A 13,557-nucleotide genomic window follows, 5' to 3' on the forward strand; every position below is an offset into this window, starting at 1 on the left:
CCTGCACGACCCGCCGGATCGGGAGGGCGTCGTGAACGAGCAGACGACCCAGCTCATCCTCGACTCGCTGGGACCGTTGCTGCGCGCCACGGTCACCATGACGATCCCGCTGACGATCATCAGCTTCGTCCTCGGGCTCGTCCTGGCGCTCGTGGTCGCGCTCATGCGGCTGTCCAAGGTGCGCGTCGTGTCGTGGATCGCCCGCGTCTACATCTCGGTGATCCGCGGCACGCCGCTGCTGCTGCAGCTGTTCATCATCTTCTACGGGCTGCCTGCCCTGGGGGTGCAGTTCGACCCCTTCCCGGCCGCGGTCCTCGCCTTCACCCTCAACGTCGGCGGGTACGCCGCCGAGGTCATCCGCTCGGCGATCCTCTCGGTGCCCAAGGGCCAGTGGGAGGCGGCCTCGACCGTCGGGATGGGCTACGTCACGACGCTGCGGCGGGTCGTCCTGCCCCAGGCCGCGCGCACCGCGATCCCGCCGCTGTCCAACACGTTGATCTCGCTCGTCAAGGACACCTCGCTGGCCTCGACCATCCAGGTGACCGAGCTGCTGCGCGTCGCGCAGGAGGCAGCGGCCCCGACGTACCAGTTCTTCGCCCTCTACGGCGTCGCTGCCGCGTACTACTGGGTCGTCTGCCTGGTCCTCTCCTTCGGCCAGTCCCGCCTCGAGCACCGACAGAACAGGTACGTCGCAGCATGAGCGAGATATCGATCGAACCCCGGCCGGAGGGTCGGCCCGAGCAGTCCCTCGTCTCCGTCACCGGACTGGCCAAGTCCTTCGGGGACCACACGGTGCTGCGGTCCATCGACTTCGAGGTGGCCCCCGGCAGCGTCACGGTGCTCATCGGGCCCTCCGGGTCCGGCAAGACGACCGTCCTGCGCTCGCTGAACGCGCTCGACGTGGCCGATGCCGGCGTCGTGCGCATCGGCGACGTCGAGGTCGACTTCGCCGAGCGTCCCGTCACGAAGAGGCAGGTCGCGACGCTGCGGGCGCAGAGCGGCATGGTGTTCCAGTCGCACCACCTCTTCCCGCACCTGACCGTCCTCGAGAACGTCACCTCCGGCCCGGTGCTCGCCCAGCGGCGCAACCGGGCCGAGGCCGACGCCGAGGGCCGCGAGCTGCTACGGCTCGTGGGCCTGGGCGACCGTGCGGACGCCTACCCGTACCAGCTGTCCGGCGGCCAGCAGCAGCGCGTCGGCATCGCCCGCGCGCTGGCCGTTCGGCCGCAGCTGATGCTCTTCGACGAGCCGACGTCGGCGCTCGACCCGGAGCTTGTCGGGGAAGTGCTCACGGTCATGAAAGACCTTGCGGCACAGGGCTGGACGATGGTGGTGGTCACCCACGAGATCCGCTTCGCGCAGCAGGTCGCCGATCAGGTGCTGTTCATGGACGGCGGCGTCATCGTCGAGCGCGGCACGCCCGAGCAGGTGCTCACCCGGCCCAGCACCGAGCGCGCCCGCCAGTTCCTGCACCGCATCCTCGACCCGCTGGACTGAGCCCGTCGCCCGACGGCGCCAGAGGACGTATGCCGTGAGATCGCGTCAGCCGAGCACGCCCGCCCGGTCGACGGCGCGCTCCACGACGGTCGCCATCTCCGCGTAGCCGCGGTCGTTCGGATGGAACCGGTCGGAGGCGAGACGGCCGCGCCATGACCGCGGCCCCTCCCGGCGCATGTCGACGAGGACCAGCCGGCCCGCGTCGGCGCGCTCACGCAGGAGGGCGTCCACGGCCCGTGCCTCGCGGTGCGGGTTGGGCAGGTTCGCCACGAGGGCGCCCGCCGGGAGGCGGTCCAGCATTGCCTCGAACCGCTGCGCCAGGCCGCGGCGGTGACGCCGCACCACGACGTCGTTCGAGCCGATGACGACGGTGACCAGCGCCGCCCGACCGCCCGCCCCGACCGGCTGCCCGAGCTCCGCCGGCTGCCCCAGCTCTGCCATCCGTTCGAGCAGCTCGAGGGCGGGCAGCTGCCGGTCGAGCACGTCCTGCACTCGCGCGCCGTTGACGCCCAGGTTGACGAGGCGGTGGCTCCAGCCCCGCCGGGCGAGCCGCTCGCTCAGCTGCCCGGCCCAGCCACGGTCGGGCGCGCTCGCACCGATACCCTGCGTCATCGAGTCGCCGAGGGCCACCCACAGGGGCCCGCCGGACGTGGCGGCCACGCGGTTGTGGGACTCCCACCACACGGCATACGGCAGCACCTGCTCCTGGACGGCGCGGACGCCGGGGAGCGTCGCCGACAGGGCCGAGAGCACCCGGCCGCGGGGGCGCTCGCTGCGGTTGCTGTAGTCGAAGGCGGGAGCCACGGGGGCAGCATCGCAGACGTCGGGCCGCATCCGTCGTCAGCGGGTGGGGCGCGTGACGGTGCAGGGATTAGGGTCGTCGTCATGTCTGAAGACCACGGTTTCTCCACCCGAGCCATCCACGCCGGCCAGGAGGCGGACGAGGCCACCGGTGCCGTCGTCACGCCCATCTACCAGGTGTCGACGTACAAGCAGGACGGCATCGGCGGCTTCCGCAAGGGCTACGAGTACAGCAGGTCGGCCAACCCGACGCGCACGGCGCTGGAGGAGTGCATCGCCTCCCTCGAGGGTGGCAGCCGCGGCTTCGCTTTCGCCTCGGGGCTGGCCGGACAGGACACCGTGGCCCGCGCGCTGCTCGTGCCCGGCGATCACGTGGTCGTGCCCAACGACGCCTACGGCGGCACCTACCGCTACTTCAATCGGGTCGCCAAACCGCAGGGCATCGAGCACTCCATCGCCGACATGGGCGACGTGGAGGCGGTGCGCGCGGCGATCCGCCCTGGGCAGACGAAGATGGTCTGGGTCGAGACGCCGACCAACCCGCTGCTCGGCGTGGCCGACATCGCGGCGATCGCCTCGCTGGCCCACGAGGCCGGCGCCCTGCTGGTCGTAGACAACACCTTCGCGACCGCGTACCTCCAGAGCCCCCTGGCGCTCGGCGCGGACATCGTGACGCAGTCGACGACGAAGTACTCCGGCGGCCACAGCGACGTCGTCGGCGGCGCGGTCGTCACCGCGCGGGACATCAAGGTGGCCGGCTACGAGGACGCCGCGGACCGGATCGCCTTCCACCAGAACAGCATCGGGGGCGTCGCCGGGCCCTTCGACTCTTGGCTGACGCTGCGCGGCCTCAAGACGCTCGCGATCCGCATGGAGCGTCACTGCGACAACGCGGAGAAGGTCGTCGAGTTCCTCTCGCGCCACGACGCCGTGTCGCACGTGCTCTACCCGGGCCTGCCGACGCACCACAACCACGACGTCGCGGCGCGGCAGATGAAGCGCTTCGGCGGCATGGTGAGCTTCCGGATGCGTCGCGGCGAGGACGCGGCCGTCAAGGCCTGCGCGGCCGTGCGCCTCTGGACCCTCGGTGAGTCGCTCGGTGGCGTCGAGTCGCTCATCGAGCACCCGGGCCGCATGACCCACGCCAGCGTCGCCGGCACCGAGCTCGAGGTCCCGTCCGACCTGATCCGGCTCTCGGTCGGCATCGAGGACGCGGACGACCTCATCGCCGACCTGCGCGAGGCCCTCGACATCCACGGCTGAGACCTCCGGCTGAGACGCTCGCAGCGACCGGGCATGACGATCCTCGCCGTCGACTTCGGGTCGACCTTCACCAAGGGCGCTATGGTCGCCGAGGACGGCACCGTGCTCGCCACCGCCTCGACGCCCACGACGGGCGTCGGGGTGGGTGCTCGGGCAGGTGGCCGTGCAGGCAGCCGCCGCGAGGGCACCGGTGACGTCCTCGACGGCTACCGCACGCTGCGGGCCGAGCTGGACGTCCCCGACGATGTGACGGTGCGCGCCTGCTCGAGCGCCGGCGGTGGGCTGCGGCTGGCCGTCGTCGGCTACGAGCGGACCGTCACGGCAGAGGCCGGTCACCGCGTCGGGCTGTCGGCCGGCGCCAAGGTGGTCCACGTCGCAGCCGGGCGGCTGACGACGGCGGAGGTGGCCGCGGTGCGTGCCTCACGCCCCGACCTCGTGCTGCTCGTCGGCGGCACCGACGGCGGCAACCGGGACGTGCTCCTGCACAACGCAGGTCGCCTGGCCAAGGCCGAGATCGGGGGCCGGGGCGCGCATGCCGTCCCGGTCGTGGTCGCCGGCAACGTCGAGGCACGCGACGAGGCCGCAGCGGCGCTCGCCAGGACCGGCCGTCCCACCGTCCTGGCCGACAACGTGCTCCCGCAGATCGGCGTCATCGCGCCGGGGTCGGCGCGCGCCGCCATCCGCGAGGCGTTCCTGCGCCACGTGATCGGTGGCAAGGGGCTGTCCCGTGACCCGGCCTTCGCCGCGATGGTCGAGGCGGCGACCCCCGACGCCGTCCTGCTGGGTGTCGAGGTGCTCGGCTCGGTGGCCGGCGGCGACGTGCTGGTCGTCGACGTCGGCGGGGCCACCACCGACATCTACTCCTGCCTCACCCCGGAGGGCGAGGACGCCTCGCTCCGCAAGGACGTCGTCGCGCCGCTCTGGCACGCCCGCACCGTCGAGGGTGACCTCGGGATGCGCTGGAACGCCAAGCACGTGCTCGAGGCGGCCGCCGCCGAGCACCTGCTCGACACCGTGGCCGACCCCGTCGCCCTGGCCGCGTATGCCGCCCGCGTCCACGAGCGGCCCGGCTCCCTTCCCGTCGACGACGCTGAGCGAGCCCTCGACCTGGAGCTGGCCCGGCTCGCCGTCGTCGTCGCCGTGCGCCGTCACGCCCGTCCGGCGCAGCCCACCGAGTCGGCCCGGCCGCTCGCCAACGTGACGCGGTTGGTCGGGTCCGGGGGAGTGCTGCGCCACGCCGCCCCGGCCGGTCGGGACCGGGTGCTCGACGCGGTCCTCACCGACCACGCCGGCGCCTGGAAGGTGCCGCGCGCGGCGAGCGCGACGGTCGACACGGCATACCTGCTCTTCGCCGTCGGCCTGCTGGCCGGCCACCCCGACACTGCCGACGCGGCCCGCCGCCTGGCCCACCACCTCCTCTAACCGTCGAAAGGCCACGTCTGGCCCCTCTTCAACCGTCGAGAGGCCACGTGTGGCCCCTCCCTAACCGTCGAGAGGCCACGTGTGGCCCGCGGAGATCCCGCTATCCACACCCCAGCAGTGCGCGTCGTCCGGGTCCACAGGCCGGCGTCGTCATCTGTCCCGAGGGGCGCGCCGTCGAAGATGGTGCGTCCATGGCACCTGAGCCGCTACCCCGGGACCTCGGGCATCGTCCGTTCCTCACCTCTGAGGGCCTCGCCGCCGGAGTGACCCGAAAGCGGATGCGCGGGCAGGATCTCTGGACCCCGACGCGTGGCGTGCGCATCTCGTCTCTGCCCACGACGGACGTCGAGCGTGCCCGCGCCTTCGCCGTGGCGGCAGGGACCGACTTCGCGTTCTCCCACGTCACCGCCGCGCAGCTGCTCGGCATCCCCCTGCCGTATGCCGTCGAGGAGGACTGCCGCGTCCACATCGTCACGTCCACCGCGGCGAACCGCATTCGGCGACCCGAGGTCGTCGGCCACCGCGGTCTCGAGACCCGTGAAGTCCTCGAGGTCGACGGACTTCCCGTGGTGGCGCCGGCCGACACCTGGGCCGATCTGGGTGAGTTCGTCGGACCGGGGAAACCGGTCGGCCTGGACGACCTGATCGCCGCCGGCGACGCTGTGGCGAACCTCGTCGGTGGGACGGCCCCGCTCCGTCGGGCGGTCGAGCGTCGAGTTCGCCCGAGAGGCAAGGTGACACTCACCTACGCGATCCCACGCATCCGGCCGAAGTCCTGGTCGCCGATGGAGACACGCAGCCGGCTCATGGTCGTGAGGGCGGGGCTGCCCGAGCCGGTGCACAACGCAGACATCCTGAGCCCGTCGGGAGAATGGCTCGGCTGCGGCGACCTTGTGTGGGAGGAGCAGAAGGTGGTGGGTGAGTACCAGGGTGTCGAGTTCCACACGCGGCTCAAGGATCGCGCTCGCGACGGGATCCGCCGCGCCCGCGCCGAGCGGGGTGGATGGGCCGTCGTCGAGGTGACCGCGAAGGACGTCTTCGACCGGGAATGCCGGGCGAGGAAGCTGCGCGAGTTCGCTGGTCACCTCGGGGTCAACCCCCACCTGTTGGACGTGTCTGCAGCCGAGCCGCAGTTCTTCGCGCCGGCGCAGTTCGCGCGTCCGCGGCGGCGACGATCCTGAGGGCCAGACGTGGCCTGTCGACGGTTCGAGAGGGGCCAGACGTGGCCTCTCGACGGGTGGGGAGGGGCCAGACGTGGCCTCTCGACGGTTCGACAGGGGCCAGATGTGGCCTTTCGACGGTTCAGATGTGGGAACGGGCCGGCACCGCCGCGGTGTCGCGGGGGAGCCGGCCCGTTGGTCAGGCGTCTGGGGGCGCTCAGCCGGTGTAGGGCTTGGCGGCCAAGATCTTGACCTCGATCGTCTTGCCGTTCGGGGCCTCGTAGCTGGTGCTGTCACCGACGCTCTTGCCGTTGATGGCAGCGCCCATGGCGGACTTCTCGGAGAAGACCTGCAGGTCGTCGCCGTCGGCGATCTCGCGGTTGCCGAGCAGGAAGGTCTCCTCGTCGCCGAACATCTCGACCGTCACGAGCATGCCGGGCTCGACGACGCCGTCGTCGGGGGGCGTCTCACCGATCGTCGCGTTCTGGAGCAGCTCGGTCAGCTGGCGGATGCGGGCCTCCATCTTGCCCTGCTCCTCGCGGGCGGCGTGGTAGCCGCCGTTCTCCTTGAGGTCGCCCTCCTCGCGGGCCTCCTCGATCTTGCGCGCGATCTCGATGCGACCTTCGCCCGTCAGCTGGTCGAGTTCCGCCTTGAGGCGGTCATGGGCCTCCTGGGTCAGGAAGCCAGCGGCAGTCTCGGTCACGGTTGTCACTCCTTGGATGAACAGCGCCCACGCGGTGCTCCGCGTGGGCGCCTGCACAAAAAGAAGGGCCCGAACGGCGGTGTCGACACCTGCGTTTGCCGGTCGGCGACGGGTCCGGACCCTGGATGAAGAACTCAGGATAACAAAGTGGCGGCCTCGAGTGCAGGTCAAACCACCGGGTCGTATGCCGTCCCGCAACGAGGTGCCCCGGTATGCGCCCCTTTGTCGCTCCTGCTGGTCGAGGTTCAGGAGCAGTGCGTGACCTGCCCGGTGACGGCCCGAGAGGTCGTGCGCAGCATCGCCGACTGCTTCGTGGTCTCCTCGGTGCTCGCCGGCACCTGGACGGTGGTGGTCCCGACGGGGGAGAAGTCGATGGCGAGCGCCTCCACCGTGCAGGTCAGCGCCGTGCCGCCCGGGCGGTAGACCTGGAAGTCGACGCGGACCTGCTGGTCGCTGACCACCTTGTAGCCGAGCGTGTCCCACGACGGCTGCCCCAACGTCGCGGACAGCCCGAGCCAGGTGGCCAGCGCGACGCCGGCGAGGATCCCGACCGTGCCGATGACCCACCACTTGAGCTGGCCGGGAGCGGGGCGGGGCAGGGTCGGGCGGGACGGCATAAGTGGGTCCTGGCGGTTCGAGCCCGTGCCGAGAAGGGCACGGGGGAGTGAGAGGATGGCAGTCGGGTCCAGTCTCTCCCATGGCAGCACGACCGGGAGCAGCGGCCCGGCGCGACGCGGCATGGCGAACGGCCGCCGCCCGCGCACCACCGACCGAGACTTGAGGACAAGCAGGGAGCCACGTGGCCGAGGGCATGCGTTTGATGGCGGTGCACGCGCACCCCGACGACGAGTCGAGCAAGGGCGCCGCGACGACGGCCAAGTACGTCGCCGCGGGAGCGTCCGTGATGGTCGTCTCGTGCACGGGCGGGGAGCGCGGCGACATCCTCAACGAGAAGCTCAAGGACGACCCGCACATCCTGCGCGACATCGCGCAGGTGCGGCGCGACGAGATGAAGGCGGCGCAGGAGGTGCTCGGCTGCGAGCACACCTGGCTCGGCTTCGTCGACTCGGGGCTGCCCGAGGGCGACCCGCTTCCACCCCTGCCCGACGGCTGCTTCGCGCTCGAGGACCTCGAGGTGACCACCGAGGCGCTCGTGCGCGTCATCCGCACCTGGCGCCCGCACGTCATGACGACGTACGACGAAAAGGGTGGCTACCCCCACCCCGACCACATCATGTGCCACACGGTGGCGATGTCGGCGTTCCAGGCGGCCGGCGACCCCTCGCGCTTCCCGGACGCCGGTGAGCCGTGGCAGCCGCTGAAGATCTACTACAACGGCGGCTGGTCCAAGCCCCGCCTCGAGGCCATCCACGAGGCGATGCTCGCCGAGGGGCTCGAGAGCCCGTATGCCGAGTGGCTGGCCAACTGGAAGCCGCGCCGTTCGGGGCGTCCCACCACGACGATCGCGTGCGCCGAGTTCTTCGAGACCCGCGACCGCGCCCTCATCGCGCACGCCACACAGGTCGACCCCGACGGCTTCTGGTTCCAGGTGCCGCTCGAGATCCAGAAGCGCGTCTGGGGTGTCGAGGAGTTCGAGGCGGCCCTGTCGTACGTGCCGGTCGCCGAGGGCGAGGACGACCTCTTCGCCGGTCTCGGCAGTCCCGAGGAGGCCGACGCCCTCGCGACGCGTCCCGGCCTCGAGGTGGTCTATGACGGCCGCATCACCGAGGAGGCCGAGCAGGAGGCGCGCGAGCGGGCCGAGGAGGAGACCGAGCGGCGCACCCGGCACCTGCACGGTGACAGCTCCGACACCCACGTCGACGAGCCCGACGGCGAGGCCCCCGCCGAGACCGGCGTCGACGCCGAGGACCACACCGAGAAGGCGGAGATCTGATGGGTGGCAGCGGCAACCTCCCGGTCGGGCCCGGCATCTGGGGCTTCATCGCCTTCTTCGTGCTCGCGGTTGCGCTGTGGTTCCTCGTGCGCAACATGAACAGCCGCCTGCGCCGCATGGCCTACCGCGACCGCGACGAGGCCGAGCAGCCCGGACAGCCCGGGCAGCCGGGCACCGCCGACGCCGACGGCACTCCCGTCACGGGAGACGACGAGGATGTCGAGGGCTCCCGCCCGCACATCGACCGCCGCGCAGTCGAGGAGGAGAGCCGGCACCACGACGACGCCGGAGGCCAGGGGCCTCGGTCCTGAGGCTCGGCGCTGGCTCGGCCCCACGGCGTACGCCCTGACTTTCTCGCCCACGACGAACGCCCCGGCACAGGCCGGGGCGTTCGTCATGTCAGGTGCGGGGTCAGGCGAAGGCCCGCGTCCCGACGACGGCGAGCGCGACCGCTGCGAAGTGCGTCAGGAACCCGCCGAGCGTGAAGGCGTGGAAGACCTCGTGGAAGCCGAACCACTTCGGCCACGGGTTCGGCTTCTTGGTGCCGTAGACGATGCCGCCCGCGGTGTAGAGCAGGCCGCCGAGGCCGATGAGGGAGCCGATGACCGGCCCGCCGCCGTGCCAGAACGGCACGACGTAGAAGACGGCGGTCCAGCCGAGCACGAGGTAGAGCGCCGTGTAGAGCCACCGCGGCGCCCCGACCCAGAAGATGCGGAAGAGCACGCCGGCGAGCGCCCCGCCCCAGATGAGCGACAGCAGCAGCCGGGCCTGGTCGGAGGGGAGCAGCGTCACCGCGAACGGCGTGTAGGTGCCGGCGATGATGAGGTAGATGTTCGAGTGGTCGAACCGCTTGAGCAGTCCGGCGGCGCGGGGACCCCACGTGCCGCGGTGGTAGATGGCCGAGACGCCGAAGAGCAGCGCTGCGCTCGTCATGAAGACGAGGGTCGCGGTGCGCACGGCTCCGGGCTCTGCGACGAGGACGAGGCCCAGGCCGCCCAGCAGGGCGACCGGGAACATCCCGAGGTGCAGCCAGCCGCGCAGGCGCGGCTTGACGCTCGCGACCAGGTCAGAGACGGGACCGTTCGACGGCTCCGGGCGCTCCTGGGCAGTGGGCTCGGGCTGGTGCGTCATGCCCCGAGTGTAACCTACGCGACCGTAGGTTACGGATGCGTAGGTTGTCCCGATCTGCCGGCTCCACGAGCTCCTCACATGATCAGCACGACACCTCCAGCCGGCCTCGCAGGCCGCTCCCGGACCGGGGAGTACGGTGGGACGGCGCCCCGCTCGGAGGGGGGTGTTCACCGAGGCCGGCGCTCACCGGCGCGACCGGTCGAGACGACGAGGAGGCCCCGTGGGGTGGCGCGATGTGGTCTACGGCGCGTACGAGCGCCGAGTCCTCAAGGACCTCCCCAGGGAGGCGCTCCCGCGCCACGTCGCCGTCATGCTCGACGGCAACCGGCGCTGGGCCCGCGCCCGCGGTGCCGGCACGGCGAGCGGGCACCAGGCCGGCGCGGACAAGATCGAGGACCTGCTCGAGTGGTGCCGCGAGGCCGGCGTCGAGTACGTCACCCTGTGGCTGCTCTCGACGGACAACCTGCGCCGCCCCGAGGAGGAGCTCGCGCCCCTGCTCAAGATCATCGAGACGGCGGTGGCCGACCTGGCCGAGTCGGGCCACTGGCACCTGCGGATCGTCGGGGCCCTCGACCTGCTGCCGCCCGAGACGGCCGAGAGCCTGCGCGCCTCGGCCGAGCGCAGCAAGGACGTCGTCGGCATGACCGTCAACGTCGCCGTCGGCTACGGCGGCCGGCGCGAGATCGCCGACGCCGTGCGCGACCTGCTCCTGGCCCGCGCGGCCGCGGGCGAGTCGCTCGAGCAGATCGCCGGCGAGCTCACGGTCGAGGACATCGCCGAGCACCTCTACACCAAGGGCCAGCCCGACCCCGACCTCGTCATCCGCACCTCGGGCGAGCAGCGCCTCGGCGGCTTCCTCCTCTGGCAGAGCGCGACCTCGGAGTTCTACTTCTGTGAGGCGTACTGGCCCGACTTCCGCCACGTCGACTTCCTGCGCGCACTGCGGGCGTATGCCGGCCGGCACCGTCGGTTCGGCGGCTGAGCGACCGGTCGGCCGCGTCTCGGACGAGCGAAGGGGAGTCCTCCCCATTGTCCGGGGCGCGCCTGTTGCGTAGGTTTCGGACGTCCGTCCAGCACAGGGGGAGAGAACGTGGCGATCTACAAGAAGGGCGCCGACCCGGTGGCGCTGCGTGCGTCGGCCGAGCGCCTGAGCGGGCACGCCCGTGAGTGCGATGGCGTCAAGGTCGAGGCCGGTCGGGCCGTGCAGGCGCTGCGCGGACAGTGGGGCGGCTCCGACCTGGACCAGCTCATGGAGCGCTGGCCACCGGTGGAGGCGCAGCTGAGCCAGTTCGGGTCCGAGCTGGGCCGGCTGGCGGAGGCGCTGCGCCGCAACGCGGGCCAGCAGGAGACGGCGAGCGGCCCGGGCCTCTCGGGCGGCGCGGGCGCACCCGGCGCCCCGTTGGGCGGCGGCACCGGCGGGGCAGGTGCTGGCGCCCCGGGCAGCAACGAGGGGGACTCCGGCCCGAGCGTGCTCGACGGGCTCGGCGTCGGAATGACCGTCGCGGGTCTGCCCAGCCTGCTGGCCCACTCGGCCGGTGTGCTCTCGACCTTCAGCCGGGCCGACGGCTGGCGCCTCAGCGGCAAGTACCTCGGCGAGATCACCGAGCTGGCCAAGGCGGGCGACCCGCTGTTCGAGGCGCTCCCGAGCGCCTCGAAGTTCGCGGCGACCTCGAACATGGTCGCGGAGGCGTGGGACATGAAGGGTCTCTCGGGCCTCTTCTCGGAGGGAAGCGCTGCCGGCAAGGTCGTCGGCAAGTTCGGTGTGCTCGGCCCGGTCGGTATCGGGCTCAGCGCGGCCTCCTTCGTCGACTCCGTCCGGACGGGCAACACCGAGGGCATGGTGACGAACGGTCTGGGCACGGCCCTGATGGCCGGCGCCGTCTTCGCCCCTCCGCCGGCCGACGTCGTGTGCGGCGTCGCGAGCCTGGGCGTCGCCGCCTACCAGAACATCCCGGCCGTGCATGACGCCGTCAACGCCGTCGGTCACGAGGTGGCGGACGTGGCCTCCGACATCGGCCACGCGGCGAGCGACACCTGGCACAGCGTCACCAGCTGGTTCTGACCGCCCACCGCCGTCGGGTGCCGGGCAGGATGGGCACGCGTACGCTCGCGGTCCCCTCCCACGCCCGGGCGCCTCATCTCCACCGAACGCCCACGAACGTCCACCGCACGAAGGAGTTACCGGATGCCCACCGACCCGCTCGCCGGCAGCGAGCTCGCCAGGCTGTCGTTGCCTGATGACGTCTACGGCTTCGGTTGGGCTGAGCTGGCCTACCTGCTGGGCCGGCACGCCACGCCGAGTGCCCGGATGTCGCTGGCGGCTCTCGGTTTCCAGGCCGCGCCGCACGACGACGTGGTGGCGGCTGCAGGCGTCGCCTCACTCCTCGCTCGAGGCCTCGCCGCGCCCGAGGGCGACCGTGCGGTGAGCCGCGGCGAGGCCGCCGTGCTCGAGACGGTGCTCGCTCGGGGACGCCGGTGGAGCGGCGTCAGCTTCCGTGAGGACGCCGGCGACCGCGGCGATCTGCTCGTGGCCGTCGAGGATGGCGACGCCATCGCCCTGCTCCAGCCGCGCAGCCTCGGCACGTGGTTCGTCGGGCTCACCAACGAGGTGCACCGCCCGGCTGCCGCCCTCGCGCGAGGGATCGAGGCCATGCTGGAGTTCCGCGGCAGCGGCACGTTCGCTCTGGAGACCCGCGACCTTCAGGGCGTCCTGGGGGCGCTCTACTTCCGACCCCGGGACGGCGGCTGGCTCGTCTCCGACACTCCCGAGGGCGTTCAGCGCGAGGTGGCCCGGGCGCAGCTGCCCGAGGAGCTCGCCCGCCTGCTGCCTGCCCTCGTGACCGCATGAGCGCGCCGGACCGGCGGGACGACCCGCCGCCCTACGCCTGGCTCGACGACCCGTCACGGATGGCCGGGGCCGTCTCACCGACGGTCACCGTCGTGATGGGGTCCCTGCTCGTGGCCGTGGGCCTGTTCGCCGTGGTGCTCGGCGTCTTCGGTGGGCCGGAGGCGCGGGTGGCGCGCCTCTGCACGGGGCTGCCGATCGCGCTCATCGGGGCGTTCATCGTGCACATGGGCACGGCCCGACGTGCCTGGCGGCGACGCAACCCCGACGCGGACCCGCTGCAGGTGGCCGTCGAGTCGGGTGCCAACGTCGGCAGCGCCTTCGGGAACGACTCGCGGCTCGCCCGCGTCGGCCGCTGGGTCCTTGTCGCGGTCTGCGCGTTCGTCACTCTGGTCATGGTGCTGGCACTGCGTCGTGCTGTGAGCGGGCAGACGCCGACGAGCGCCGGAAGCATCGTCGTGATCGTGCTGCTGGGCCTGCTCGCCGCCGTCGTCGGTGTCATGGCGGCCGTGCGCACGGGCCGCCCCGGCCGCTGAGGCCGGCTGCCGCACGCGTGTGCGGGATGGTGCTGCACCCGGTGGGGTGATGACCCCAGCAGGTGCAACATCGTCCGCCGCTCCATCCGCCGTTCCTTCCGCAGAATCGGCTCGGCCACCGCGGCACGGAGTGAACGCGCCGGTTGCTCACGAGCCGGTTCCTCACGGCCGGCCGGGCCGCCGCGAGACGATGCCCTGCCGAACGCCGGGCCGTCGATGGTGACCGATACGTGAACTTCGGGGGCGACACGTGCACAGTCACGTGTCAATGCCTTGCGCTGTCGGTCTCCGGTCGTACCGTCGTC

At 72.1% G+C, this 13,557-nt stretch carries 15 protein-coding genes; 11 read left to right on the forward strand and 4 right to left on the reverse strand.

What is annotated here, in order from left to right:
- The first annotated feature begins 31 nt into the window (after nt 1-31).
- Nucleotides 32-700: an ABC transporter permease subunit gene (locus tag AB0316_RS15250; RefSeq protein WP_366273884.1), complete on the forward strand. Its 669-nt coding sequence runs from the start codon at nt 32-34 to the stop codon at nt 698-700.
- On the forward strand, nt 697-1,497 hold the full coding sequence (locus AB0316_RS15255) for an amino acid ABC transporter ATP-binding protein (RefSeq protein WP_366273885.1): 801 nt from the start codon (nt 697-699) through the stop codon (nt 1,495-1,497). The genes AB0316_RS15250 and AB0316_RS15255 overlap by 4 nt, the downstream gene beginning before the upstream one ends.
- 45 nt (nt 1,498-1,542) lie before the next feature.
- Here AB0316_RS15255 and AB0316_RS15260 read toward each other — a convergent pair whose 3' ends face one another.
- A complete protein-coding gene (locus AB0316_RS15260; RefSeq protein ID WP_366273886.1) occupies nt 1,543-2,301 on the reverse strand; it encodes an SGNH/GDSL hydrolase family protein in 759 nt (252 codons plus the stop codon).
- A gap of 81 nt (nt 2,302-2,382) precedes the next feature.
- Between AB0316_RS15260 and AB0316_RS15265 the strand changes: the two genes are divergently transcribed.
- The 3 genes from AB0316_RS15265 to AB0316_RS15275 all read left to right on the forward strand — a co-directional run bounded on the left by AB0316_RS15265 (nt 2,383) and on the right by AB0316_RS15275 (nt 6,164).
- Nucleotides 2,383-3,561 carry a cystathionine gamma-synthase gene (locus AB0316_RS15265; protein ID WP_366273887.1) on the forward strand — a complete coding sequence of 393 codons (1,179 nt, stop codon included), beginning with the start codon at nt 2,383-2,385 and terminating at the stop codon, nt 3,559-3,561.
- A gap of 33 nt (nt 3,562-3,594) precedes the next feature.
- Nucleotides 3,595-4,983, forward strand: coding sequence for a glutamate mutase L (locus tag AB0316_RS15270; protein ID WP_366273888.1), 1,389 nt, complete (start codon nt 3,595-3,597; stop codon nt 4,981-4,983).
- Between the two features lie 314 nt (nt 4,984-5,297).
- Nucleotides 5,298-6,164 (forward strand): hypothetical protein, encoded by an 867-nt coding sequence (locus tag AB0316_RS15275; RefSeq protein WP_366273889.1) that lies wholly within the window; start codon nt 5,298-5,300, stop codon nt 6,162-6,164.
- Between the two features lie 196 nt (nt 6,165-6,360).
- On the opposite strand, the gene greA is transcribed toward AB0316_RS15275, so the two are convergent.
- Both greA and AB0316_RS15285 read right to left on the reverse strand, forming a co-directional pair.
- The gene (gene greA, locus AB0316_RS15280; protein ID WP_366273890.1) at nt 6,361-6,846 is read right to left on the reverse strand and encodes a transcription elongation factor GreA; all 486 of its coding nucleotides are present in this window, start codon (nt 6,844-6,846) and stop codon (nt 6,361-6,363) included.
- A gap of 245 nt (nt 6,847-7,091) precedes the next feature.
- The gene (locus AB0316_RS15285; protein ID WP_366273891.1) at nt 7,092-7,463 is read right to left on the reverse strand and encodes a DUF4307 domain-containing protein; all 372 of its coding nucleotides are present in this window, start codon (nt 7,461-7,463) and stop codon (nt 7,092-7,094) included.
- 182 nt (nt 7,464-7,645) lie between these two features.
- Between AB0316_RS15285 and mca the strand changes: the two genes are divergently transcribed.
- The gene (gene mca, locus AB0316_RS15290) at nt 7,646-8,740 is read left to right on the forward strand and encodes a mycothiol conjugate amidase Mca (RefSeq protein WP_366273892.1); all 1,095 of its coding nucleotides are present in this window, start codon (nt 7,646-7,648) and stop codon (nt 8,738-8,740) included.
- The gene (locus tag AB0316_RS15295; protein WP_366273893.1) at nt 8,740-9,051 is read left to right on the forward strand and encodes a hypothetical protein; all 312 of its coding nucleotides are present in this window, start codon (nt 8,740-8,742) and stop codon (nt 9,049-9,051) included. The genes mca and AB0316_RS15295 overlap by 1 nt, the downstream gene beginning before the upstream one ends.
- Nucleotides 9,052-9,151: 100 nt before the next feature.
- Here the strand turns inward: AB0316_RS15295 and AB0316_RS15300 are convergent, their stop codons facing one another.
- Nucleotides 9,152-9,871 carry a hemolysin III family protein gene (locus AB0316_RS15300; protein WP_366273894.1) on the reverse strand — a complete coding sequence of 240 codons (720 nt, stop codon included), beginning with the start codon at nt 9,869-9,871 and terminating at the stop codon, nt 9,152-9,154.
- 220 nt (nt 9,872-10,091) lie between these two features.
- On the opposite strand from AB0316_RS15300, the gene AB0316_RS15305 reads away from it, so the two are divergent.
- The 4 genes from AB0316_RS15305 to AB0316_RS15320 all read left to right on the forward strand — a co-directional run bounded on the left by AB0316_RS15305 (nt 10,092) and on the right by AB0316_RS15320 (nt 13,252).
- The gene (locus AB0316_RS15305; protein WP_366273895.1) at nt 10,092-10,853 is read left to right on the forward strand and encodes an isoprenyl transferase; all 762 of its coding nucleotides are present in this window, start codon (nt 10,092-10,094) and stop codon (nt 10,851-10,853) included.
- 108 nt (nt 10,854-10,961) lie between these two features.
- A complete protein-coding gene (locus AB0316_RS15310; RefSeq protein WP_366273896.1) occupies nt 10,962-11,933 on the forward strand; it encodes a hypothetical protein in 972 nt (323 codons plus the stop codon).
- Nucleotides 11,934-12,056: 123 nt separating this feature from the next.
- A complete protein-coding gene (locus tag AB0316_RS15315; protein WP_366273897.1) occupies nt 12,057-12,719 on the forward strand; it encodes a hypothetical protein in 663 nt (220 codons plus the stop codon).
- Complete coding sequence (locus AB0316_RS15320; RefSeq protein ID WP_366273898.1) at nt 12,716-13,252, forward strand: hypothetical protein; 537 nt, start codon at nt 12,716-12,718, stop codon at nt 13,250-13,252. The genes AB0316_RS15315 and AB0316_RS15320 overlap by 4 nt, the downstream gene beginning before the upstream one ends.
- Nucleotides 13,253-13,557: the final 305 nt, after the last annotated feature.

It is taken from the genome of Terrabacter sp. NPDC080008 (assembly GCF_040702505.1).
GTDB lineage: Bacteria > Actinomycetota > Actinomycetes > Actinomycetales > Dermatophilaceae > Terrabacter.